Source organism: Alcanivorax sp. S6407 (assembly GCF_023016115.1).
In the GTDB taxonomy this organism is placed as follows: Bacteria; Pseudomonadota; Gammaproteobacteria; order Pseudomonadales; family Alcanivoracaceae; genus Alcanivorax.
In genome coordinates, this window is sequence record NZ_JALKBH010000006.1 from 42,296 (window position 1) to 67,188 (window position 24,893).

Annotated in this window: 23 protein-coding genes; 19 read left to right on the plus strand and 4 right to left on the minus strand. The window is 54.9% G+C overall.

The genetic code is table 11. The features are described 5' to 3' along the window. Nucleotides 1–18 precede the first annotated feature (18 nt). The 19 genes from MWU49_RS13855 to MWU49_RS13945 all read left to right on the plus strand — a co-directional run bounded on the left by MWU49_RS13855 (nucleotide 19) and on the right by MWU49_RS13945 (nucleotide 18,905). Entirely contained in the window at nucleotides 19–441 is a 423-nt protein-coding gene (locus MWU49_RS13855; protein WP_246973483.1) for a F0F1 ATP synthase subunit epsilon, read from the plus strand. Between the two features lie 143 nt (nucleotides 442–584). Beyond that, nucleotides 585–1,946, plus strand: coding sequence for a bifunctional UDP-N-acetylglucosamine diphosphorylase/glucosamine-1-phosphate N-acetyltransferase GlmU (gene glmU, locus MWU49_RS13860; protein WP_246973486.1), 1,362 nt, complete (start codon nucleotides 585–587; stop codon nucleotides 1,944–1,946). Nucleotides 1,947–2,069: 123 nt separating this feature from the next. Further along, nucleotides 2,070–3,899, plus strand: coding sequence for a glutamine--fructose-6-phosphate transaminase (isomerizing) (glmS, locus tag MWU49_RS13865; RefSeq protein WP_246973489.1), 1,830 nt, complete (start codon nucleotides 2,070–2,072; stop codon nucleotides 3,897–3,899). Between the two features lie 450 nt (nucleotides 3,900–4,349). Beyond that, nucleotides 4,350–5,243 carry an urease accessory protein UreD gene (locus MWU49_RS13870; protein ID WP_246973491.1) on the plus strand — a complete coding sequence of 298 codons (894 nt, stop codon included), beginning with the start codon at nucleotides 4,350–4,352 and terminating at the stop codon, nucleotides 5,241–5,243. Between the two features lie 29 nt (nucleotides 5,244–5,272). Beyond that, nucleotides 5,273–5,575 carry an urease subunit gamma gene (gene ureA / locus MWU49_RS13875; protein WP_246973493.1) on the plus strand — a complete coding sequence of 101 codons (303 nt, stop codon included), beginning with the start codon at nucleotides 5,273–5,275 and terminating at the stop codon, nucleotides 5,573–5,575. Nucleotides 5,576–5,587: 12 nt separating this feature from the next. Continuing rightward, complete coding sequence (locus tag MWU49_RS13880) at nucleotides 5,588–5,893, plus strand: urease subunit beta (RefSeq protein WP_246973495.1); 306 nt, start codon at nucleotides 5,588–5,590, stop codon at nucleotides 5,891–5,893. 191 nt (nucleotides 5,894–6,084) lie between these two features. Continuing rightward, nucleotides 6,085–7,779: an urease subunit alpha gene (gene ureC / locus MWU49_RS13885; RefSeq protein ID WP_281502327.1), complete on the plus strand. Its 1,695-nt coding sequence runs from the start codon at nucleotides 6,085–6,087 to the stop codon at nucleotides 7,777–7,779. Between the two features lie 31 nt (nucleotides 7,780–7,810). After that, nucleotides 7,811–8,371 (plus strand): urease accessory protein UreE, encoded by a 561-nt coding sequence (ureE, locus tag MWU49_RS13890; RefSeq protein ID WP_246973499.1) that lies wholly within the window; start codon nucleotides 7,811–7,813, stop codon nucleotides 8,369–8,371. A 43-nt stretch (nucleotides 8,372–8,414) separates the two neighbouring features. Continuing rightward, nucleotides 8,415–8,993 (plus strand): HupE/UreJ family protein, encoded by a 579-nt coding sequence (locus MWU49_RS13895; protein WP_246973500.1) that lies wholly within the window; start codon nucleotides 8,415–8,417, stop codon nucleotides 8,991–8,993. Nucleotides 8,994–9,010: 17 nt separating this feature from the next. Next, the gene (locus MWU49_RS13900; RefSeq protein WP_246973501.1) at nucleotides 9,011–9,700 is read left to right on the plus strand and encodes an urease accessory protein UreF; all 690 of its coding nucleotides are present in this window, start codon (nucleotides 9,011–9,013) and stop codon (nucleotides 9,698–9,700) included. A gap of 127 nt (nucleotides 9,701–9,827) precedes the next feature. Next, nucleotides 9,828–10,475: an urease accessory protein UreG gene (gene ureG / locus MWU49_RS13905; protein WP_246973503.1), complete on the plus strand. Its 648-nt coding sequence runs from the start codon at nucleotides 9,828–9,830 to the stop codon at nucleotides 10,473–10,475. A 395-nt stretch (nucleotides 10,476–10,870) separates the two neighbouring features. Further along, complete coding sequence (locus tag MWU49_RS13910; protein WP_246973505.1) at nucleotides 10,871–11,680, plus strand: pentapeptide repeat-containing protein; 810 nt, start codon at nucleotides 10,871–10,873, stop codon at nucleotides 11,678–11,680. A gap of 2 nt (nucleotides 11,681–11,682) precedes the next feature. Beyond that, the gene (locus MWU49_RS13915) at nucleotides 11,683–12,324 is read left to right on the plus strand and encodes a nucleotidyltransferase domain-containing protein (protein WP_246973507.1); all 642 of its coding nucleotides are present in this window, start codon (nucleotides 11,683–11,685) and stop codon (nucleotides 12,322–12,324) included. Further along, on the plus strand, nucleotides 12,311–12,628 hold the full coding sequence (locus MWU49_RS13920; RefSeq protein WP_246973509.1) for a hypothetical protein: 318 nt from the start codon (nucleotides 12,311–12,313) through the stop codon (nucleotides 12,626–12,628). The genes MWU49_RS13915 and MWU49_RS13920 overlap by 14 nt, the downstream gene beginning before the upstream one ends. A gap of 44 nt (nucleotides 12,629–12,672) precedes the next feature. Further along, a complete protein-coding gene (locus MWU49_RS13925) occupies nucleotides 12,673–13,635 on the plus strand; it encodes a hypothetical protein (RefSeq protein WP_246973511.1) in 963 nt (320 codons plus the stop codon). Between the two features lie 1,426 nt (nucleotides 13,636–15,061). Then, on the plus strand, nucleotides 15,062–15,691 hold the full coding sequence (locus tag MWU49_RS13930) for a hypothetical protein (RefSeq protein ID WP_246973513.1): 630 nt from the start codon (nucleotides 15,062–15,064) through the stop codon (nucleotides 15,689–15,691). A 130-nt stretch (nucleotides 15,692–15,821) separates the two neighbouring features. After that, nucleotides 15,822–16,103 carry a hypothetical protein gene (locus tag MWU49_RS13935; RefSeq protein ID WP_246973515.1) on the plus strand — a complete coding sequence of 94 codons (282 nt, stop codon included), beginning with the start codon at nucleotides 15,822–15,824 and terminating at the stop codon, nucleotides 16,101–16,103. 187 nt (nucleotides 16,104–16,290) lie between these two features. Beyond that, nucleotides 16,291–17,271 carry a transposase gene (locus MWU49_RS13940; RefSeq protein ID WP_246973519.1) on the plus strand — a complete coding sequence of 327 codons (981 nt, stop codon included), beginning with the start codon at nucleotides 16,291–16,293 and terminating at the stop codon, nucleotides 17,269–17,271. A 203-nt stretch (nucleotides 17,272–17,474) separates the two neighbouring features. Continuing rightward, nucleotides 17,475–18,905 carry a hypothetical protein gene (locus MWU49_RS13945; protein ID WP_246973521.1) on the plus strand — a complete coding sequence of 477 codons (1,431 nt, stop codon included), beginning with the start codon at nucleotides 17,475–17,477 and terminating at the stop codon, nucleotides 18,903–18,905. Between the two features lie 70 nt (nucleotides 18,906–18,975). Here MWU49_RS13945 and MWU49_RS13950 read toward each other — a convergent pair whose 3' ends face one another. The 4 genes from MWU49_RS13950 to MWU49_RS13965 all read right to left on the minus strand — a co-directional run bounded on the left by MWU49_RS13950 (nucleotide 18,976) and on the right by MWU49_RS13965 (nucleotide 24,658). Beyond that, nucleotides 18,976–21,075 (minus strand): response regulator, encoded by a 2,100-nt coding sequence (locus MWU49_RS13950; protein ID WP_246973523.1) that lies wholly within the window; start codon nucleotides 21,073–21,075, stop codon nucleotides 18,976–18,978. A gap of 380 nt (nucleotides 21,076–21,455) precedes the next feature. Beyond that, on the minus strand, nucleotides 21,456–22,226 hold the full coding sequence (locus tag MWU49_RS13955) for a CPBP family intramembrane glutamic endopeptidase (protein WP_246973524.1): 771 nt from the start codon (nucleotides 22,224–22,226) through the stop codon (nucleotides 21,456–21,458). A 36-nt stretch (nucleotides 22,227–22,262) separates the two neighbouring features. Then, the gene (locus tag MWU49_RS13960) at nucleotides 22,263–23,063 is read right to left on the minus strand and encodes an SDR family oxidoreductase (RefSeq protein ID WP_246973525.1); all 801 of its coding nucleotides are present in this window, start codon (nucleotides 23,061–23,063) and stop codon (nucleotides 22,263–22,265) included. A 98-nt stretch (nucleotides 23,064–23,161) separates the two neighbouring features. Beyond that, nucleotides 23,162–24,658, minus strand: coding sequence for a patatin-like phospholipase family protein (locus tag MWU49_RS13965; RefSeq protein ID WP_246973526.1), 1,497 nt, complete (start codon nucleotides 24,656–24,658; stop codon nucleotides 23,162–23,164). Nucleotides 24,659–24,893 lie beyond the last annotated feature (235 nt).

A 24,893-nucleotide genomic window follows, 5' to 3' on the forward strand; every position in this document is an offset into this window, starting at 1 on the left:
CCACCGGGAGACAAGCAAATGGCGATGACCGTGCATTGCGACATTGTAAGTGCAGAACGCCAGCTGTTCTCCGGCCTGGTAGAGATCGTGGTAGCTTCCGGTGTGGAAGGTGACCTCGGTATCATGCCAGGCCACGCCCCGCTGCTGACCCGGCTGAAGCCGGGCCCGGTACGGGTGAAGAAGCAGAATGGTGAAGAAGAAGTGTTCTACGTATCCGGCGGCTTCCTGGAAGTGCAGCCGAAGCTGGTCACCGTACTGGCCGATACCGCAGAACGCGCAGAAAACATGGACGCTGCTGAAGCTGAGCGTGCCAAGACCCGAGCCAAAGAAGCGCTGGAAGGGAAGAACTCCGAAATGGATTACTCCCGTGCCGCCGCTACCCTGGCAGAGGCCGTGGCCCAGCTGCGTGCCATCGAACAGTTGAAGAAAAAGGGCCGGTAAGGGCAACTTTTGCAAATCTTCAACACAGGAAGGGTAGCCGAGTGCTACCCTTTTTTGTTTCTGTTGTGGAATAACTTCGATAGCGGGGCCGAAAACGGACCAGGAACGGACCGGGTCACGCAGAACAACGATAAGGACAGGGTATGAGCTTAGCCGTCGTCATTCTTGCTGCAGGTAAAGGTACACGCATGAAGAGTGCCTTGCCGAAAGTCCTCCACGAAGTGGCCGGCAAGGCCATGGTCCAGCATGTGGTTGACGCCGCAGGCAGCCTCGATGCCGATAACACCGTGGTGGTTTATGGCCACGGTGGTGATCAGGTGCAGGCTACGGTCACCGGCAACAACCTGCAATGGGCCGAGCAGGCCGAACAGCTGGGTACCGGTCACGCCGTGGCCCAGGCCATGCCGGCGGTGAAAGAGGACATCGTGCTGGTACTGTACGGTGATGTGCCGCTGATTCGCCCGGAAACCCTGCGCGACTTCGTCGAATGCGTAGACGACAAGACCCTGGCCCTGATGACCCTGACCCTGGACGATCCCAGCGGCTATGGCCGTATCGTCCGTGATGGCCAGAACAACGTGCAGCGCATCGTCGAGCAGAAAGATGCCAGCGAACACGAACTGGCCATCCCGGAGATCAACACCGGCATCCTCGCCTGTACCCGTGCCTTCCTGGACGATTGCCTGCCCAAGCTGTCCAGCAACAATGCCCAGGGCGAGTATTACCTTACCGACGTGATCGCCATGGCGGTGCAGTCCGGTCTCAACGTGGAAACCCTGCAGCCCCAGTACGCCTGGGAAGTGGATGGCGTGAATGACCGCGTCCAGCTGTCCCGCCTGGAGCGTATCTACCAGCTGGCGCAATCGGAGTCCCTGATGCGCGACGGCGTCACACTGCGTGATCCGGCCCGTCTGGATATCCGTGGCAGTGTGCAGATTGCCAGCGACGTGATCATCGATGTGAACGTGGTGCTGGAAGGCGACGTGACCATCGAAGAAGGCGTCACCATCGGCCCCAACTGCATCATCCGTGATGCCAACATCGGCGCCGGCACCGTGATCGAAGCCAACAGCCTGATCGACGGCGCTGTGGTCGGCGACAGCTGCACCATCGGCCCCTATGCGCGCCTGCGCCCGGGCACCGAACTGGCCGACAAGGCCAAGATCGGCAACTTTGTGGAAACCAAGAAGTCCTATGTGGGTGAAGGATCCAAGGTGAACCACCTGACCTACATCGGCGACAGCCAGATCGGCAAGGGCGTTAACGTGGGCGCGGGCACCATTACCTGCAACTACGATGGCGTGAACAAGTTCCAGACGATCCTGAAAGATGGTGCCTTTATCGGCTCCAACTCTTCGCTGGTAGCCCCGGTCACCATCGGCGAGAATGCCACTGTGGGCGCCGGCAGTACCGTCACCAAGGACGTGGACGACAACGGCCTCGCCGTGGCCCGTGGCCAGCAGCGCAACGTGGCCAACTGGAAGCGCCCCAGCAAGAAAAGTTGACAGTTGATAGTGGACAGTTGACAGCGAAATCGTCGCTGGTCGCTGTTTCGTAGGGCGGAAATGGGCGTGAGCCCATCTCCGCCGTAACAGCACTATCCAGCAAAAGAGTTAGGGAAAAAACACATGTGTGGAATCGTCGGCGCTATCGCCCAGCGTAACGTAGGCAACATCCTGATCACCGGCCTCAAGCGCCTCGAATACCGTGGCTACGACAGCGCCGGTGTGGCCCTGCTCAACGACAAGGGCATCACCCGGGTGCGTCGTCAGGGCAAGGTGGCCGGGCTGGAAGACGCCGTCCATGAAGTCAGCGCGGCCGGTTTCACCGGCGTCGCCCACACCCGCTGGGCCACCCATGGCAAGCCCTCCGAAGCCAATGCTCACCCGCACATGTCCGGCAGCGATCTGGCGCTGGTCCACAACGGCATCATCGAAAACTTTCAGGAACTGAAAGACGAACTGCAGGCCCAGGGCTACGAATTCAGCTCCCAGACCGACACCGAAGTGATTGTGCACCTGCTGCACCAGATCCTGGAAACCGGTGTGGATCTGTTCGGTGCTGTTCAGCAAGTGGTGAAAAAACTGGAAGGGGCCTACGCCCTCGGTGTGATCCACAAATCCGAACCCGACAAGCTCATTGCCGTGCGCTCCGGCAGCCCGCTGGTCATCGGTCTCGGCATTGATGAAAACTACATCGCCTCTGACCAGCTGGCCCTGTTGCCGGTGACCAACCGCTTTATCTTCCTGGAAGAAGGTGACCAGGCAGAGATCACCATCGAGGGTGTGCGCATCGTCGATGTGGAGGGCGACTCCGTGGCCCGTGAAGCCCACGAATTCGATGGCACCCACGAAGATGCCGAGAAAGGCGAATACCGCCACTACATGCAGAAGGAAATCTTCGAGCAGCCAGCGGCGATTCAGAAAACCCTGGAAGATCGCATCGATTCCCCGGCCACCATCATCAACGCCTTTGGTGAAAAGGCCCCGGCCATTTTCGATCAGGTCAAAACCGTGCAGATCGTGGCCTGTGGTACCAGCTACCACGCCGGCATGGTGGCCCGTTACTGGCTGGAAGACATCGCTGGCATTCCCTGTCAGGTAGAAGTGGCCAGCGAGTTCCGTTACCGCAAGCATGTGGTACCGGAAGGCACCCTGTTCGTCACCATCTCCCAGAGCGGAGAAACCGCCGATACCCTGGCCGCCCTGCGTGACACCCAGTCCCCGAACTATGTGGGTCGTCTGGCCATCTGTAACGTGGACAGTTCTTCCCTGGTGCGCGAATCCGAGCTGGTGTTCCTGACCAAGGCCGGCCCGGAAATCGGTGTGGCCTCCACCAAGGCGTTCACCACCCAGCTGGCCGGCCTGCTGATGATGGTGCTGGCCCTGGGTCGCCAGAAAGGCCTGGCCGACAGCGAGATCGAAAAGGTGCTGGCCGAAATGCGCCAGCTGCCCAACCTGATCGAACAGGCGGCCTCCCTCGACAAGCCCATCGAAAAGCTTTCCGAGCACTTCGTGGAAAAACACCACGCCCTGTTCCTGGGCCGTGGCGTGCAATTCCCGGTGGCCCTGGAGGGCGCGCTCAAGCTCAAGGAAATTTCCTACATCCACGCCGAAGCCTACGCCGCTGGCGAGCTCAAGCACGGCCCGCTGGCACTGGTGGACAGCGACATGCCGGTAGTGTCCGTGGCACCCAACGACGAACTGCTGGAAAAACTGAAATCCAACCTGCAGGAAGTGCGTGCCCGTGGTGGTGAGCTGTACGTCTTTGCCGACCGCAATGCCCAAGTAAAAGAAGGCGAAGGCATCCACGTGCTGAACATGCCCGCGGTACCGGAAACCATCGCGCCCATCGTCTACACCGTGCCGCTGCAACTGCTCAGCTACCACGTGGCCGTGCTGCGCGGCACCGACGTGGATCAGCCACGGAATCTGGCCAAGTCGGTGACGGTGGAATAAGGCAGTTAACAGTTAATAGTGAACAGTTAACAGCGAAAGCCCGGCAATGCCGGGCTTTTTGTTGCACAACACCTGGCCGAACACAACTGTAGGAGTCCCGCTTGAGGTACGAACCGTTCGCAGCACGGAATCACCCGCAGGGTGAGCGGAACAAATAATCCCTCTCGAGAAGATACCTGGGCCACTGTAGGAGCGGTCGTCCGACCGCGATAGCCGTGGCACGGCTAACCCTTCGCGGTGGAACCACCGCTCCCACACAAAACCTTGCCACCCGACGTATCCGGGTTTCGACTTTGACAGCTCACAGCTCATCACGACCCGCTCCGTAGGAGCCTGCCTGCAGGCGATCCTTTAAAAAGCCCTCACCCGCAACTTGTATACCACCTTGTATGGCACGCTTGATGCATAAACTTGGTGCATATCAAACCGTCAGGCAGAAGGGGTCAGGCCGTGACCGCACAAGAGCCGGTGCCAACCGAACAGACGCACCGGGAGCAACCAACATCGCCAAGCCATGGCCGTGGCTGGCAGGCCCGGCTGCACATGCAGCTGGAGCGCTCCATGACGGGGCAAGGTGCCAAGACGGTCATGACCGGCCTGCACCATTATGGCCCGCTGCGTGTCCAGCGCCCTTTCTACCCGGAAGGGGGCACGGCGCACATCTACCTGCTGCATCCCCCCGGTGGGGTGGTCGGTGGCGATGGCCTGGATATCGCCATCATCGCCCGGCGTCAGGCCCATGGCCTGTTCACCACCCCCGGTGCCACCAAGTTCTACCTCAGCGCAGGCGACACCGCCCGGGTCCGGCAGGCCCTCACCGTGGAAGCCGGCGGCACCCTGGAGTGGTTCCCCCAGGAAAACATCTTCTTCCCCGGTGCCCGGGTGCACATGGAAACCAGCATCCATCTAAGCGGCGATGCCCGCTTCATGGGCTGGGAAATTTCCTGCCTGGGGCGGCCGGTGAACAGCGAGATCTTCGAGCAGGGCAGCATCGATGCGCGCTTTCGCCTCAGCCGCGATGGCAAGCCGGTCTTGATCGAGCGCCTCAAGGTAGATCAGCCGCGCCACCTGAATGCCTCATCCGGGCTGCGCAACTTCCCCATGCAGGCTTTATTTGTCGCCACCGGCTGCAACGAGATCCTGCTGGAGCAGGCCCGCGAATTGATCGAAGGCAAAGCCGGTGACATGCCCTGTGGCCTCACCCTGATCGACGACATCCTGGTCATGCGCGTGCTCGGCACCCGCTGCGAAAAGATCCAAGCATTGATGATTCCGGTCTGGCAGCAGCTGCGCCAGGCCCTCCTGAACAAACTGGCGGGCATCCCGCGGATCTGGAATACCTGAAACGGTAAAAGAGAAAGAGACGCCAAACCATGGAACTGACACCCAGAGAAAAAGACAAGCTGCTGATCTTCACCGCCGCCCTGCTGGCCGAGCGGCGCATGGCCCGTGGCCTGAAACTGAATTACCCCGAGTCCGTGGCCTTTATCACCGCCGCCATCATGGAAGGGGCCCGCGACGGCAAGACCGTGGCGGAACTCATGGGCGAAGGCCGCACCCTGCTCAAGCGTGATGACGTGATGGAGGGGGTGCCGGAAATGATTCACGAAGTGCAGGTGGAAGCCACCTTCCCGGACGGCACCAAGCTGGTCACCGTTCACGACCCGATTGTGTAAAGGAGTGCACCCATGATCCCCGGCGAAATGAAAGTGCAGGACGGCGACATCGAGATCAATCCCGGCCGTGAAACCGTCACCGTGGAAGTCGCCAACACCGGCGACCGTCCCATCCAGGTGGGCTCCCATTACCACTTCTATGAAGTGAATAACGCCCTGCAATTCGATCGCGAAAAAACCAAAGGCTTCCGGCTCAACATCCCCGCCGGCACCGCGGTACGCATCGAACCCGGCCAGAGCCGCACCGTGGAACTGGTGGCCTACGCCGGCGAACGAAAAGTCTACGGCTTCCAGGGCAAGGTCATGGGCCAGCTGTAATCACAAGGCCACTAATTGGGATGGTTTTTTGTGGGAGCTTGCTTGAAAGCGAAGGGAGTTGAATTCGCTTGCGCATACCCTAAAGGGCACAGAGAGCTCCCACAGTGAAACCAGATTGATGATCAGAATGGCTGCAGGGTTTGTACCCATTTGGCCCGGAAACAAAAAACAGGAGAACCACAGTGGCAACAATGTCCAGACAGGCCTACGCCGACATGTTCGGGCCCACCACCGGTGACCGGGTACGCCTCGCCGACACCGACCTGTGGATCCAGGTAGAAAAAGACTTCACCGTCTACGGCGACGAAGTGAAATTCGGCGGCGGCAAGGTCATCCGCGATGGCATGGGCCAGTCCCAGCATCCCCACGCCAGGGTCATGGATCTGGTCATCACCAATGCCCTGATCCTCGACTACTGGGGTATCGTCAAAGCCGACATCGGCATCAAGGCCGGGCGCATCGCCGCCATCGGCAAGGCCGGTAACCCGGACGTGCAGCCCGATGTGGATATCATCGTCGGCCCCGGCACCGATGTGATCGCCGGGGAAGGCAGCATCATCACCGCCGGCGGCATCGACTCGCACATTCACTTTATCTGCCCGCAGCAGATTGATGAAGCGCTGGCCTCCGGCGTCACCACCATGATCGGTGGCGGCACCGGGCCCACCACCGGCACCAACGCCACCACGGTCACCCCCGGCCCCTGGAACATGGCGCGCATGCTGGAAGCGGCGGATTCGTTCCCCATGAACCTGGGCTTCCTCGGCAAGGGCAACGCCAGCCTGCCGGAATCCCTAACCGAACAGATCGCTGCCGGTGGCATCGGCCTCAAGCTGCACGAAGACTGGGGCACCACCCCGGCGGCGATCGACAACTGTCTCACCGTGGCCGAACAGACCGACACCCAGGTGGCGATCCATACCGACACCCTGAACGAGTCCGGCTTTGTGGAAGACACCATCGCCGCGTTCAAGGATCGCACCATCCACACCTATCACACCGAGGGGGCGGGCGGTGGCCACGCACCGGACATCATCCGTGCGGCGGGGCTGGCCAATGTATTGCCATCCTCCACCAACCCCACCCGGCCCTACACCGTGAACACCGCCGATGAGCATCTCGACATGCTCATGGTCTGTCACCACCTGGACCCGAGCATCCCCGAAGACGTGGCCTTCGCCGAATCGCGCATCCGCCGCGAAACCATCGCCGCCGAAGATATCCTCCACGATCTCGGTGCCTTCTCCATGATCGCCTCGGATTCCCAGGCCATGGGTCGCGTCGGTGAAGTGGTCATGCGCACCTGGCAAACCGCCCACAAGATGAAAGTGCAACGCGGCAGCCTCAAGGAAGATCCGTCCGAGCATGACAACTTCCGCGCCAAGCGTTACGTGGCCAAGTACACCATCAACCCGGCCCTCGCCCACGGCATGGCCCACGAAATCGGCTCGGTAGAAGTAGGCAAGCTGGCGGATCTGGTGCTGTGGAGCCCGGCCTTCTTCGGCGTCAAACCGAACCTGATCATCAAGGGCGGCATGATCGCCATGGCCAAGATGGGCGACCCCAACGCCTCCATCCCCACGCCACAGCCGGTGCATTACCGCCCCATGTTCGGCGCCTACGGCAAGGCCCGCCAGGCCACCACCATGACGTTCATCTCCCAGGCGGCCATGGATGCCGGCATCCCCGAGCAACTGAAACTGGCCAACCGTATCGGCGTGGTGAAAGGCTGCCGTACCGTGCAGAAGAAAGACATGCTGCTCAACGACTGGCAACCCAACCTGGAAGTGGACCCGCAAACCTATCAAGTACGTGCCGATGGTCAGCTACTCACCTGCGACCCGGCAGACGTGCTGCCCATGGCCCAGCGCTACTTCCTTTTTTAACAGGGCACTTTAGACCGACATTGAGAACACCATGATCGAACTGACAAAAAAACTGAACGAGACCGCCCTGGAAGGCCTGGATAACAGCACGCTGAAAATCCTCAGCCTGCCCATCGATGCGCGCATCAAGAGCCGCCAGAAAGCCCTGCTGGAAAGCGGCGAACCGGTGGGCCTGTTTCTCGAGCGCGGCACCCTGCTGCGTGGCGGTGATGTGCTGACCAACGCCGACGGCATCCTTGTAAAAGTCATCGCCGCCGATGAAACCGTCTCCACCATCCAGTGCGACGACGCCCTGATGCTCGCCAAGGTGGCCTACCACCTGGGCAACCGCCACGTGCCCCTGCAGATCGAAACCGGCTTCGTGCGCTACCAGCACGACCACGTGCTCGACGACATGGTGCGCCAGCTCCCCGGTGCCGACACCAGCGTCACCGTCAACGTGGAGCAGGCCCCGTTCGAACCGGAGGCTGGCGCCTACCAGCAGGGTGGGGGGCATCACGGTCATTCGCACGGGCACTCACACGGACATGGCCATGGCCACTCGCATGACCACGAGCATAGCCACGACCACTCACACGAACACAGTCATTGAGATAACGCGATGCCCCGGGGCATCGTCACGAAAGGAGCACACCATGAAACACCTCACTCGCAAGGCCAGCACCGCGGCCCTCACCCTGGCCACCGTCGCCGTGCCAGCCACCGCTCTGGCTCACACCGGTGATCACGTGCACGGTGGACTGATGGCGGGCCTTACCCACCCCGTCACCGGCCTGGATCACCTGGTGGCCCTGGTGCTATTCGGCGCCTTGCTGGCCGGCACCACCCTCAAGGAAAAACAACTGGGCTTTGTCGCCGCTGGCATCAGTCTGGCCGCCGGCTTCGCTGGTGGCGTGGCCCTCGGCGGTCACGTGGCCATGGAAGCCGTGATCACCGGTTCCGCCCTGCTGTTCGCCGCCGCCCTGGCGTTCCCGGCCAGCGTGCGCGGCAAGGCCGCCTGCGCGATAGCCTTGCTGCTGGGCGCCCACGGCTGGGCCCACGGCGTGGAAATGACCGGTAGCCTGGTCGGCTTTGGCGCGGGCTTTATGGCCAGCTCGGTACTGCTGATGCTGGCAGGCCTGCCGCTGGGCCAACAGATCCAGAAAATCGCCCCGGCCCTGCGTGCAATCCTGGCCGCTGGCGCAGCCCTTGGCCTGATGCTGCTGGCGGGCTAAACGATGAGCCGCACATCATGAGCAACAGCGCCTTCTTCCGCCTGCAGCAACTGATCAGCCCGTCGCTGCCCATCGGTGCCTTCACTTATTCGCAAGGCATGGAATGGGCGGTGGAGTGCGGCTGGATCAAGGATGCGGACGACGTCTACGTGTGGCTCGATGGCCTGCTGGAAAGCAGCGTGGGTGCCCTGGAGCTGCCGGTATTGGCACGGCTCTACCACGCCAGCCAGCAGCAGGATGTCGTTGCCTTCAGCCACTGGGCGGATACCCTGCTGGCCTGGCGGGAAACCAGCGAACTGCGCGCAGAAGAATGCCAGCGCGGCCAGGCCCTCACCATGGTGCTGGACAAACTGCCGGACGCCGCCGGCTGGCCCGAGCTGCAACAGTCCGAATGGCGTGATGCCCTGGCCCAGACGCAACTGGCCGGCTTCGCCCTGGCTTGCGCCCGCTGGCAGGTGGATCTGGAACAGGCACTCAACGGCTACCTGTGGAGCTGGCTGGAAAACATGGTCATCGTCGCGGTGAAACTCATCCCCCTGGGCCAGAGCGATGGCCAGCGGGTGCTCTACCGCTTCAGCGACCAACTGGCGGCCATCACAAAACAGGCCATGGCCCTGGCCGACGAAGACATCGCCTCCTCGTCCCCCGCCATGGCTATCGCCAGCAGCCTCCACGAAACCCAATACTGCCGCCTGTTCCGGTCATGACACTGACACCCAAACCGGCAAGAAACACTGTGGGAGCTTGCCTGCAAGCGATACCCACCTACCCATGTAGGAGCGCCGTTCAGGGCGCGAACCCCTGCAACACAGGGCAAGAACAACGGAGACAACCATGACAACCGAATACAAATCCCCCCTGCGCGTCGGCATCGGTGGCCCAGTCGGCTCCGGCAAAACCGCCCTGCTGGAAAAACTCTGCAAAGCCATGCGCGACGACTACCACATCGCCGTGGTCACCAACGACATCTACACCAAGGAAGACCAGCGCATCCTCACCGAAGCCGAAGCCCTGGAGCCGGAACGCATCGTCGGCGTGGAAACCGGCGGCTGCCCCCACACCGCCATCCGCGAAGATGCCTCCATGAACCTGGCGGCAGTAGAAAACCTCGCCCGCAAATTCGGCAACCTGGACGTGGTGTTCGTGGAAAGCGGCGGCGACAACCTCAGCGCCACCTTCTCACCGGAGCTGGCGGACCTGACCATCTACGTGATCGACGTGGCCTCCGGCGAGAAGATCCCGCGCAAGGGCGGGCCCGGTATCACCAAGTCGGACCTGTTAGTGATCAACAAGATCGATCTGGCCGATCTGGTGGGGGCGGATCTGGGCATCATGGAATCGGATACCAACCGCATGCGCGGGGCGAAGCCCTGGGCGTTTTCTAACCTGCGTAATGATGTGGAGGGGTTGGAGAAGATTATTGGGTTTATTGTGGAGGAGGGGATGTTGAGGAGTCATTCGGAGAAGGCGGTGGCGGGGTGACGGTTAATCGTTAACTTTTAATAGTGGATTGTTGAGAGAGCCTGGCGTAGCCGGGCTTTTTTGTGGGTGGGTGATTGATAGCGATAACCTTGCCGTAGGAGCATTGCTGGCGGCGTGATCAAGAATCCCTGGTTGTTTCGTGACCTAAAACAAAGCCTTCCTGTTAGTGATTCACATTGAGGGCTGTCTTATTGATTTGGGAGAAACAGACGTCTACATATTGAATAAAGCGGCCTGGTCGGGATTTGTAACCTGCTGACTTTTCTGGTTTTATCATGCGATATGCAAATTTGATATTTGCGATATAAAGTCGGCGCGTTCATTGGATGTTCGAGTCGGCTTCCTAATACCTGTAAGCCATACGATCAAAATAAACCACTGTCATAGAGGGCAGAATGTTAAAAGATAGCGGAAGAGAGAGGATTTCCGACAAAAAAATCGACGCCCCAGTAAGCGATTATAAATTCATTAACAAGTTGTTCGAACGATTAGTTGCACTGAAAGTGGAATTCAAGAATGTTGATTTTCGCTATTGTATTTTTGATGCTGCTTACTTAAGAAAATGTAGTTTTGAGGAATGCGATTTTACGGGTTGCAGGTTCATAAACTGTAATCTTTCCGGCTGTAGTTTCAATGGATGCAAGTTTGACTATGCATCATTTGATAAGTCTCAGATAGATAATGATATTCTTGATGTTGGCTGCCCTGGCCCAGAGAATCTAAAGCTTAAATTTGCCCGGTCATTGCGGATGAATTATCAGCAAATTGGAGATGCAAAGTCAGCCAATAAAGCCATTAGCATTGAACTGCAAGCAACAGAAGATCACCTTCATAAAGCTTGGAAGTCAAAAGAGTCGTATTATCGGAGAAAGTATAAGGGTCTTGATAGATTAAAAGTATTCGGTGAATGGCTTGAATTTAAGCTGCTGGATTTAATATGGGGGAATGGCGAGTCTAGCTGGAAGTTGTTTCGCGCAGTTTTAGTGGTTTTGCTAGTTATTACAGGTGTTCATGTCATAGGTTTTGGCAATCCAGGCGTGGTTGAGTCATACGCTGAGGCCTTGTGGGTGTCGCCGCAAATATTCCTTGGGGTCGTAAATCCGGCAGCATATCCAGAATCCTATGTAACAGTGATCTTCCTAATTAGACTAATTATGTTCGGCTTTTTTATGTCTATTATCATTAAGCGTTTTAATAGGCGGTAAAAATGCATATATATGCTTTTGGATCTGTTTGTCGAGGTGAAGTCGATATTTCATCCGACATTGACATGCTTGCCGTTGTTAGCGGTTATGATTCTAGATTCAATCCATGCGACTATTCAATTTACTCATACGAGAGGATTCATGATCTTTGGAAGCAAGGAAACCCATTTGCCTGGCATCTTTTTCTAGAATCTAAATTAATATATTCAGAAGATGATATCGATCACCTTAAAAGTATTGGTGAGCCAGGCGCCTACAGGGCAGGTATTTCAGATTGTGAAAAATTTCTCGAAATATTTTTATCTGCCAAGTGTTCGATAGAGGATTCAGATCTTACAGAAATATTTGACCTGTCATCCGTGTTTTTGGCGGTCAGAAATTTTGCAACATGTTACTCATTGCACAGCAAGATAAGCCCTGATTTTTCTCGGAACTCAGCTCGTAATTTGGGGGCTGAAAGTATCCCCATTGGAGAACCTGAATATGCATTGTTCGAAAGAGCTAGGGTGCTTTGTACCCGAGGCCTAGGGGAAATTCTAAGCCGAGCAGAGATAGATAGAGCAAAAGATACTTTGGTCGAAATTGACTCTTGGATGATAGGAATACTAAAAAATATGAAGAATGGTGTTTATGAGCGAGTTTAATAACAGAATTATCGCACAGAGAGACGCACTGAAAATTATCAATGGGTCTCGACTTTTCCTCGAGCCTTTAATGAGCTTGACTGAGAAAGCTATTGAGCGATGGTCTAAAAGCAATCAACTTGATGCACACGACCCGATTATTACATTGCTCAAGTCATTGTCTGGGACATTGTTTTTTCTAGCCAATAAGAGTCAAGAGCAAGTCACTGAAGATTACAAAGTATTATCTGATAAGGTAAGTAAGCAATTAAATGGTCTAGAGCTGGAAGTTGCTAACAAAGCTTTGCAGCGGACAAGCCACTGAATACGGCGTTAAATTTCACCAACTTCCATCACTTGAGGTAGGTTTTGGATTTCAAAAAAGAAAGGGTTAATTGTCATAACAAATACCCTGAATTGGTTCAGTTTAAGGCTGAGCGAAAATTTAGGGAAAAATTAGATGGGGCTAATGGAAGTATACCGTTTGAGCCTATGCAAATTGGCTATGGCGATGATTCTGTATATCAAAAATGCGTAGGGCATTTAATTGACGGTTTAGAGTTCCTGCCTTACAGACCCGATTATATGTTTGATCATTCCTTCAAGGTTATTGATGAAGCTGCAGGGTATTTCTTCTCAGGGAAGGGTATCAAGGGAATTGTTCAAGGTCTTCCTGCGAAACTTTTAAATCATTCGAGAGCTGATTGGGAGGGCATTGTTGATCTACTTGGCAAAAACATCCCACTAATGACATGTCGGTTTTTAGTTAAGAGAATTTGTGAGGCACACTTTTTAACGGATGGAAACAGTAAGCAGTTAAAAGATCGTGCTATTAGTTGTTTAGGGGCTCAGTTTTATGATGAGTTTATAAAACGATTTGCACTGGATGATAGTGGTCAGGCAACAGGCAGAATTTCATCTGAACGAATAAACAAGGCGGCCAGTTTTGTAAAGCTTTATTTGTCTGGAAAGAAGGGGTCCAAGAAAAGCAAATCCTCATATAAATGCTTGGATATAACAAAAGAAGTCAACGTGCCTACGCACAATAAAAGAATGGAATTCTTGCTTTCGCTATTGCTTTTTAACATGAGAAATGAGCGAGCGCATGGTGCGGTGCTTAGTCCATTTAGAACAAGCAAATCCTCTATTGAGAGGTATCAGAGCTATTATTTTGCGATGCTTTGTAGTTATATATTTTGCTTGGGGGCGCTAGATCTTAGAGGGTTTGGAAATATGCTAGCTAGTAGCATATTGATATGCACAGAGAATAACATAAAACTTCAAGCAAGCTTCTTTAAGGGCTGCGACCGAACAAATCGAGGACACGCATGAACTGGGGAATGTCTTACGGTGTTTGTGGTTGTTCTCTGATGTCAGTAATCGGGGACACGCATGAATTAGGGGATACCTTACAAGGTTCGTGGCTTGTCTCTGATGTTGGTTGGGTTGAGTATTCAGTAGTGTTGGGTGATGGATACGCAAGCAAGTAATCGTAGATCAGGGTCGGGTCTTTCATCTTGAGCCTGGATGCACGGAGCAAGACCTGACCCCAATGTGTGCATGTTGGATCTTCTAAGTGCACCCTGATCCCTCAATGGCGATTGTTGCGATTTTGGCGTCATTAACGGAGTACCCGCGGTCAGTTAGACCTGTAAAGCCTAATTCATCAATTCTGAGAAACGTCAGATAACCGTAAAGGTAATCGATAATTGCTTCCAGTCTACCCCAAGGTATAGACGCCTCATGGAAAGAGTCATTTGTAGAGAAGTCTCTATCTACATGGAAATGCGACTTGTCTCTTACAAGCTTAATCTTTTCGGATATTTCGTGAATGTCACTTACGTCAAAGGGGTTGGAAGCTTGATATCTATTAAAGCTACTCTCATCGACACGTAGGATATAAAAAATAGACGCAGCTTGGGATCGGTTTTCTAGCGATTTTGCCATTACGGCGACGTAGGTATACCAGACAGAATCAGTGACTGTTCTCACGAAGACAGTTTTTGAATCTTTAACTTCTTCCATTCCCCTTAATGTAGATCTAAGCATCCTGCACTCGTGTAATAGTGCATGATTTTTCAATACCGCCCAAGTGAATCTCGATGATCGTCGCATTGATAAACCTGAAATTAATGAAGTAATCGGGTATTTGGATTGTAGTCTATCAGAGTCTAATCTTGGACGCGCCGGAGCGTGGTAATCGGGGACACCCATGAATTGGGGGATGTCTTACGGTGTTTGTGGTTGTTATCTGAAGGGGTAATCGGGGACACGCATGAATTGGGGAATGACTTACGGGGTTTGTGGTTGTTCTCTGATGTAGTTGGGTTGGGAGTAATCGGGGACACCCACAAATTGGCAGATTTCCTACAAGCCTTTGGGTAATCGGCGGAGTAATCGGTGGGTAATCTGGGACACGCATGAATTGGGGGATGGGGGGATGTCTTACTTCTTCAAGATACTAGGTCCCGCATCGTGCGCTTGGATGCACGGTTCAGGACCTGATCCTCGTTGCGCGTAAATTTTAGACGCAATCCGGGACACGCATGACGCAATCCGGGACACGCATGAATTGGGAAATGTCTTACAGGCTTTGTGGTTGTTCTCTGATGTAGTTGGGTTTGAGCAGTCAGTAGTGTTGGGTTGATGAATAAGCAAGGAGGCTTGTCATGACCCGAGCGCGTTATAGCCAGGTATCGTTGGATTCCACCTTGAAGCGTAATCACTAACCGAGGACACGCATGAATTGGGGGATATCTTGCGAAAGTTGACAGGTCTGGTTTCTTTCACGCTGATGCTTCTTTCTGGATGCGCGACAAAGTCTGTTTATTTCAAAAATGAAGTTGAGAAGAGCGTAAACAGCGAGCGATATAAGGTAATGGCTTCAGGGCTCTATGCTGCTACAAAACAGAATTTTCTATGGTTCGGTGATGCTGGAACAAGCGATTCAGAGTTTGGTGGAATTTTTTTACTCTGGCTCCCATTCAATATTGTAGATGTTCCAATAAGCCTTGTTTCCGATTCTTTCGCGCTAGCTATCCCGAAAACATGGATAAATCAAAACCGGAAAGAGTCTGATGGGGGATGGGGCCCATATATCACCTATGTAAACCCGAACTATGAACCACGCTTCGAGTCATTGACGGAGTTTAAGGAATTTATCAGCTCTGTTAATGACACAACTGGGAAAGGAGGGGTAGGAGGTGCAGCGGAGCTTTTGTTGCATGGCTTTGAGTGTGTTGATTGCAGCGATCATTCAGAAGCCAAATTTATACGTAACGTAAGCCATGGAAGCTGTTCACAGGAGCAAGCTGTTTATGTGAGTAAGCAGTATTATTCGGGTTTTGAATATGATATCTCGATGAATGAAGCTTGTCAGGATGGGTAGTAATGAATTGGAGATTCCGAACCGGGAACCGGGGTCAGGTCTTGCATCGTGCGCTTGGATGCACGGTTTAAGACCTGACCCCCAATGTTTGCGTCATCGATAAATTTATTGTTTGAAAATTAGGGTTGTTATGAAAAAGATTCTTCTTGTTCCATTTTTTCTGTCAGGTTGCACTTACTTCAATGTGAATGCCATTGATGAAAATACTTATCTTATATCTGGGCATGCCAGTGTTCTTAAGAGTGAAGAAACAGTAAGAAAGAACATCGACGACAAGGCCGCCAAAGTATGTGATGGCGAGGGCTTTGAATATGTAGATGACGGAGAGGGCCAGGTGAATAAAAACTACTCTCTGAACCCTGCCGCGACCTCGAGAACCGTATCGGTAAAGGTTAGGTGTACCGAAGCTTGATCCTGAGACGTATTAATCGGGGACACACATTAATTATGTTGCTATGTGCGTTAGTCGAACTATAACGGCAGTAATCGGGGACACGCATGAATTGGGGGATGTCTTACGGGGTTTGTGGTTGTTCTCTGATGTAGGTTGGTTTGAGTAGTCAGTAGTGTTGGGTGATGGATAAGCAAGGAGGCTTGTCATGACCCGAGCGCGTTATAGCCAGGTGTCGCTGGATTCCACGTCTTACTATCACTGTATCTGCCGCTGTGTGCGGCGGGCCTTTCTGTGTGGCCAGGATCACTATTCTGGTCAGGATTATGAACACCGTCGCCAGTGGGTGGTGGATCGTCTTGCTGTGTTGAGTGGGGTGTTTGCCATTGATCTTTGTGCCTATGCGGTGATGTCCAATCACTACCATGTTGTTCTGCGTATTAACCAGAAGAAAGCCTTGAGCTGGTCTGATCAGGAAGTGGCAGAGCGGTGGATGCAGTTATTCAGCGGGCCATTGATCGTCACGCGTTGGCTCAAGGGAGAGACGGTGTCCGCGGAAACGCTTAAGGCATTGGAGATCGTGCAAACCTGGCGTGAGCGCCTGTATGACCTTGGCTGGTTCATGAAGTGTCTGAATGAGTATCTGGCCCGTAAGGCCAATGAGGAAGATTGTTGTAAGGGCCGGTTCTGGGAAAGCCGCTACAAATGCCAGGCCTTGCTGGATGAGAAGGCGGTGCTGCAGTGTATGGCCTATGTGGATCTCAACCCGGTGCGCGCGGCTATGGCAGAAACGCCTGAGGAGTCCGATTACACTTCGATTCAGCAACGCTCAGAAGCCGTTATGTCAGAGTCTGAAGACAACCTAAAGCCCAGACTTCTGCCGATGGTCGCTGCAAATACAGCGGAAGCAGAGGATGACGATACGGTATGCCGATTTCGATTAATGGATTATCTGGAGCTTGTGGATAGTACTGGCCGAGCGGTCCGAGACGACAAACGCGGCGCCATTTCGGCGTGTGCAGCGAGGGTGCTGGATCGGTTGGGAATTGATGAAGGGGCATGGCTCGCGCATATGAAGCCTCGACAGCAGCGGCAACCAGTGGCACTGGGTTCGTTGAAGCAGTTGCAGCAGTATGCGCAGCTCACGGGTCGAAAATGGATCTCTGGGCAACGCCTCGTAGGGTGGTAGCTGGTAAAGGGATCAGGGGTAAAGGATCGAGCAGCCGTGTACACGTCTGAACTGCGGGTAATTGAGCAACGCGGCTTCCAGATTGAAAATCCCTAATTTAGGGGATGCGCTTGTCTGATCAATCCTTCAGGATCGTGGATGTATAGTGGCTATTTCTGAAAAGGTTCATGCTTGGGCGCCCGGGGGCTCAGGCCGGGAGTGATATGTCTTTTAAATCCAGCTTTCTGTTTTCTGCCTTATTGTTGGCTAGCTTCACGGCGCATGCGGGTCCCCCATCCAGTGATTGCGGAATGCCTGACATTAAAGAAGCAGGCTTCTACTGTCTGACCGGTCATTGCGATGAAAGCCCCGCGAAAAACGACTATGCCACCCGACATCGCAACGCGGTAATGCGTTATTTCGGTGTGGAGAAGCGGATGAAGCGCGACCGGTCGCGCGCACTTGCAGAGCTGGAGCAGCTTGGCCATGAAGGTTATCCCCAGTCTGCCTGGTTTGTGGCCGAGCGTTACTATCACGGCCTCAGTGGTTCGTTGATGGATCCCAACAGGCCGCGCTGCCCACAAAACCCGGACCAGGATAGAGACAAGGGTTATCAGTGGTATGAGATTGCTGCCCGGAACGGCCACACGACAGCGCTGCAGATCACGCTTAATTACTACCGCGATCAAGGAGTATGGGAAAGAGCCGAAGACCTGCTCAAGGTGGTGGAGGGCAACGAAGAACAGGAAAAACTGCTGGCACAGTATTATTCACAAAGTGCCAAGCAAACCGGTAGCAGTGAAGAGCTATTGAAGGCCGCTTACTACGTACTGTTAGTTGGCGACAGAAATAAATCGGAATACCACCAGAAGCCTGGATTAATGGGCACCTCCGGTAATAATTTTACCGAGCGCACCTCTGTCTATTATTTGGAAGCGTTTGCCGATTCAAAGGAATTGATTGCTTATCTAAAAGACCGGGCACATGATGGCAGTAGCACCGCAGGCTGGGTGCTTTATCATCTGTATAAGGACAGCAATGACTCCAAGGCCAACCAATACCTGCGGCTCTCTGCCGAAAATGGTTTTACCGGCGCGATAAAGGAATTGGCTGGGGACAGTACCGACCAGCAACGGCATTACAATATCATGCTGGCCGAATACGATATCCAGGCGAAAGTCTCTGTTGGTATCAACCTGACACACGCTCGCTATGGTTACCCACACGACCCGAAGCTCGGCCTGACCATGCTGGAAGATTCGGTGCGCAATTTTGTTGCCACAGACAACTACGATGCCGTGAACAGTCAAGAAAACGCCCTACGCGCAGCCAAATTTTTGGGGATTTTTATGAGCTGTATGGATGCTCGCAGCCAGAAGGCTCTGGGTGATCTGTGTGACCGGGTAAAAGGCTATGCCTACCTTTCCCTCAATGGGGACAGCTCTTCCAAACGACGTATGGAAATGCTCCAGCCGGATATGAGTGCCGCAGAGCTACAGCAAGCCAAAGTCATGGCTGCGACCTATCAGAAAAAGTTTGATGCCAATTTTAAAGCCGCGGAACATCAGGAGCGTGCCAATCGACTCAAATCCCTGGATGAACTCACCGAAAAGCTCGCCAAGGAAGCCGAGGCATTGCGGCAGAGAGCGAGCTAAGGCTGTAATCGGATGTAATCGGGGACACGCATGAACTGGATGGGCATGGAGCAGGTTTTAAATGGTGTGTTCAGCAGGTCGATGTGTTCAGCCAGAACGTCACCGACTCGCACAGTCTTTCCAGCCGAATCGGCTTGACCAGCACATCACTCATGCCGGCAGTGATACAGCGGGTGCGGTCGCCGTCGAAGGCGTTGCCGGTGATGGCCAGGATTGGCACCCGTTTACCCGATGGCATGGCGCGGATTTCCCGTGTGGCAGTCAGGCCATCCACGTTGGGCATTTGCAGATCCATGAGCACGATGTCGAAGGGTTGCAGTGCGAATTGTTCAATGGCTTTGCGGCCGTCATCCACTAGGGTCACGTCAAGGCCGGCCTGACCGAGAATCTTGCGCAGGATCATCTGGATTTGCACGGTGTCTTCGGCAACCAGTACCCGCTTGCCTTCATGGGCAGCACGAAGATTCTTGAGCGCTTCCTCGCGTTTGGCTGCTTTGTTGGTCACGCCCGTGTTGTTATCCAGCGGCAGGCAGGCGGTAAACCAGAAGGTGCTGCCTTTACCTGGTTCACTCTGCGCACCGGCTTCCCCGCCCATGAGTTGTGCCAGGGATTTGTTGATGGCCAGACCAAGGCCAGCACTGGAATGCCCCAAGCTGGCAATATTATTCGCCTGTTCAAAAGGTGAGAAGAGCCGCTTCAAATCGTCAGCAGGGATACCGATGCCGGTGTCGGAGACTTCGAAGCGCAGCATGATGCGTTTGTCGTCCTGTTGTTCCACCCGGGTGCGAATATGAATTTCTCCGCTCTGGGTGAACTTCACCGCATTACCGGCATAGTTGAGCAAGATCTGTCGCAGGCGGCCGGCATCCCCCATGATATTGTCAGGCAGGGGGTCGGATTCGGCGTGGATGGTCAGGCCTTTTTCCTTTGCCTGACGTTCAACAAGCCGTATCACTTCAGACAGAATTTCTTCAACGTCAACTCGCTCATGTTCCAACTCCAGCTTGTCAGCTTCAATCTTGGAAAGGTCGATCAAATCTGCAATGACACTGAACAGGTGCTCGCTGGCGATATGCTGGGTATCGAGCAGGCTTTCCTGTTCGCTGGTGAGTGGGTCGGTGCGAAGTAATTGTTCGACGCTGAGGATGGTCTGTAACGGTGTTCTCAGTTCGTGGCTCATCTTGCCGAGAAACGCGCTCTTGGCCACATTGGCCGCCTCCGCCTCTTCCTTGGCGGCGGACAGTTCGGCAGTGCGTGCCTGTACCTGGGATTCCAGCTCGCTGTAATAGGCGGCGACCTGTCGTTCCGACTGCTTGCGCCGGTAGGCATAGTAGGCCAGCAGCAGCATGGGGCCCACACAAAGTAGTATCGCTACGGCGAATCCCGACCAGATAGCAATAACGGTATTATGGTTGGCGTCCCAGCCACCGACAGGCTCGGCAGCAAGTTGCCATTCCCCGTGGGGTAACGTCACCGGCAGGGTGACGGACTTTTCGTTGAACAGTGTCGGGTCGCCGAAAAACACCTCTCCTGCACTGCCAGTGCCATCCCGGCCCCGTAATGCCACATTGATCGGCAGTTCCTTGTCGATGAGGCCACTGCCTTCAAAGAGGCGGTCCGCGTCGATCACCACTGACAGCAGCCCCCAAAACCGGGAACCATCTGAGAACACCGGTATGCGTGCTACCAGGCCCCGACCTCCCTGGACAAGGTCCAGGGGGCCGGCAAGCACCAGTTCCTCATTGTCTCTGGCGCGAACGGCGGCTTTTCGTTGTGCATCGGACTCGAGATAGTTGAGCCCGATGGCTTTTTCGTTGCCTTCCACCGGGTACACATAACGGATGACCATGTCAGGGGCTGCGCCGATATTGCGCAGCAGGGAGCGGCCATGGAAAAGGGGGCGGGCGGCTCTCTCGAATTCGGCCTGGGTGAGATCGGGGTTGGAGGAAATGACAGAGACCAGCCCATAGGTGAGCTGGACGGTTTCATTGAGCAGGCCTTCCAGGCGTGCCTGTACGATGGACAGGCGCTCCTGCACATGGGTTTCTGCGTTCACCTGTTGCGTCAGCAAGGCCTGCCTTTCGACAAAATAGGCAGCTGCTGCCAACGCCATTGCGGTAATGGTGGCGCTGAACAGGAACCACTGAACGCCCTGAAATCTGCTCTGCAATCTCAAGAGTCCCTTCCCTCTGGTGAGATAGACAAAAATCCTTTTATTCTGCTGCTCTGCGTATTGCTTCAGTGTCCCCTTACCATGAGAGCTAATGGGAGAGTGTTGGTCCTGCTGTTATCACACAGTCCCGAACACGACAGCTTCCCGTCTCCGACATGGTTTATGTGCATCTTTCAGCGGAAGAACGTGTGTTACACAGCCCGGTAAGAAATTGTTTTTATAATAAATTCAGTAGGTTGAGAATCTGGTGCTGGTACAGGGCCTGCATTTATATTGGCCCATCTCGGCTGAGATGCAAAGGGGCAAGGCGAGAGGGTGCCAGGCCAGTGTACGGGGGCTTCTTCCCTAACCACGAGGCGATTGATCGCTGCAATGTTCTAGCTTGCAGTGCTGTTTCGGTCACGCCCAACGTGACGAAGCAAAATCAGCGCAAAGATCAGGTTGGGTAGGGGCAGCAGGATGGGTAGCGCCAGTGACATGGCCGTGGTGTCACCACTGGCGGCGACCTCTCCGGAGTTATGGGCCGCACTGCCCACCAGAAACAGCAGACAATCCCACAGGAAGTGATAAACGATAGCCGGACAGATGGAGCCGGTGCGTAGCAGAATCGCCATGAACACAATGCCGCTCATGGTGGCGGCCACGGCTTGCATCAGGGCAGGTACCAGTTCGCCGGTGATAAACACATTGAGAATATGCACCGCTCCAAAAAGCACTGACGTGATCAGGATGGCGGGCCATATAGCCATGGCCTTGTCGAAAGCACGGAACAGCACCCCGCGAAACATCACTTCTTCCGAGATGCCCACCAGCAAGGTGTTCAAGGCAACAAACACCACCACACTGAGTGGTGGCAGGCCAAATATGGCAATCACGCCGGCAAAAAAGAGTAGATACAGTGATGGAAACCACATGACCCGGAGCAGGGAGTGGGGGCGACGGAAATTCAGGTCATGCCAGCGGAAGATCACAATGGCCGCGAACAGTAATGCAACCGCCGCCACAAAGTGCCAGCCGATGCCGCGGCTCACCAGTTCATCCAGTGATGACTCTCCACCCACAAGGAATCTGGCGCCCAGCATGGTGATGGCAATCCAGACCAGATAAATCCCCAGGCTGATGCCGATACGGCGTTTGGTGGGTGTCACCTGTGCTCCTTGTGGATGTTCGGCGAGATGCCCTTATCAAACATAACGTACCGCGCCGCCATCCACCCGGATGTTTTGCCCATTGATAAATCCCGCTCGCGGGCTGGCGAGAAACACCACCAGATCAGCCACTTCTTCGCGGGTTGCCAGGCGGCCGGTGGGATTGGGGAAATCATGCTCCACGATCTTGTCCTGCAGCCTTTCCCAATCCATGGGCCAGCCCTTCTTCTGTGCCCGCACTTGATAAGCGCGCTCGATTTCCGGGGTGTGGATCAGGCCGGGGGAGATCGTGTTGACGGTAATACCGGTATGGCTCAGTTCCTTGGCCAGACTCACCGAGGCATTGGAGAGTGCGCCCTTGGCGGCATAGTAGTGCGGCATGATGGCGTTGGGCTGATGGTCGCCCATGGTGCTGAGATTGATGACCCGTCCCCAGCCCGCCTGTTTCATGTGCGGGGTGCAATGCTGAATCAGGCGCACGGCACTGAACAGGTTCACGTTGCTGGCTTCGATCCATTGCTCGATGGAGAGCGAATCCCACTTGCCCATCAGTGCTGAGCCGTAGTTGTTGACCAGGATATCCACCTGCAGGCCGTGCCCAGCCAGTTGATCCATCACCTGCTGCGCGCCCTCATCGGTGAGGATGTCGCCCACCACCGGCACGATGTTCATCACGGCATCCGCAACGTCTGCCATGGCCTCATCCGCCTGTTGCTGGGTGAACGCATGCAGGGCCACGGTGGCGCCTTCCACTGCCAGAGTGGTGGCGATGATATTGCCGGTGCCGCGGTGGGCGCCGCTGACGAGGGCAGTTTTGCCGTTGAGTTGTAGATCCATCAGGGCTCTCTTGTCATGTTGTCAGCCATCAAGGGATGAAACAGGAACCAGAGAGCAGGGGCAAGAGTGGAATCAGTGGTGGCAAAGGCTGTGAAGCATCACGCGTAAACGTGATGCTTCACGGTGGTCTGCGGCAAGCCTTCCATGGCCAGCTCTTCAAGAATGCCGTCCAGGGTTTTGGAGATCATGGCGGCGTTCTGGATCATGGCGATCTTGGGGTACACATTACGGCGACCGGCCTGCACCAGTTTCTCTTCTTCGCCCTCGTTGAATTCAAACAGGGTGTGTCGCCATTTGAAGTCTTTCTTCTGCAGCAGGATGTTGATGTCTCCCAGGTAACTCTGGTCCAGCATTTCCTTGATATAGGCGACTTGCGCACCTGCCAGTTGACCGACGCGGCCCCAGCGTTCCAGCATCTTTTCTGCAAAGCTGAGAACTTCGCTGGTCATGTTCAGGCCGGAAGCGGAAAGCGCATTCTTGAAGCCCTTGCGCTGACGACTTTTCACATCATCGATGAACGGCACCACCACCGGATTGATCAGGCTGACGATGAAATGGTTCACGCCATAAAGCCGGGCCAGGCGACGAGCTGGAAGATCGCCGGACACGGAGCCATCCACCCAGCGACGGCTGGCCAGGTAGGGGCGGGGCTTGCCATCGTAGCCTTTGGCGTAGAGTCGTTCTGCGGGAATCATGCCGGGGATGCTGCAGGAAGCAGAGATGGCTGAACGCACATACACGTTGGGTGAGGTGATGGCATTCATCAGTCGTGAATTCTGATGCTTTTCCGCCGGGGAAATGGACACGTTGATATAACGCCCGGTCTTTTCGTAGGCCTCCTGGAAGGTCAGGTCCATGGGGACGATTTCATCCAGGGCCTGTTCCTTGTGCAGCTTGGCTTCCTTCTCGGTGATGCGACCAAGCAGGGAATCCAGCAAGGAGTTTTCCGCATACTGCTCGTAGCGTTTGCTGGAAAAATAATTGTTATTTTTCAGTTCGTCGTTGGTGTAAATACCGAGCTGACCGGAGACCACGGCACCGGCACTGGCACCGGATAACACGTTGGGTACCAGGTCATGGTTGACCAGTTCCTGCACTACGCCGTGATGAAAATAAATCAGCCCGGCGCCGCCGGACAGCAGCAGGGCAGAGCGGCCGTAGCAGTGGCTGGCACGACGGAAGAAATCGAGTTTTTCCAGATAGCTGATTTCGGATTCGGGTACTTCGCTGATGCGCAGCAGGGACTGGCAGATCACCGAGACGTAATCATCAATCAGATGCTTGGTGCCGCACTTGGCGCGGTTGTAAAGAATCGGCTTGCCCATGCCGCCCATGTTGCCGTGCACGCCTTCGTTGAGTGCGTAGAGCAGTTCCCGGTTGGCGCCTTCGTCGAGATATTTTTTCAGCTTGTCGCGGCGGGTCTGAATTTCCACATAGTCGTAGAGATTGGTGCGATTGGTCTCGCGCCAGATATCCGCCTGGGACAGGGCATCGTGTTGCCGGGCCAGTTCGAACCAGTCGCTGTAACTGGTGGCCTCGCTCATGGCGTGGTCCAGACTTTTCAGGTTCATGTTCATTGGCACTGCTTGATTCATGCCCCACTCCTCGAGAATTCCTGCGCAACGGGCACAGTGTGATGGACGGGCCGGGAAAGAAATGTCCGTGTCGTTTGCGTATCCGGGATGCTGTCCGCAGCAGAACCCTCGGGTTCACACTGTCAGCAGGTTAAATTTAATCAGGCCGGGCGGGGCGCTGCCAGCCAGTTTCGCTCAGCCTGTCGCCTAAAATGTTGCCTTTGGGCCCTTTTAACCCCAGGAATTAAACGTCCTG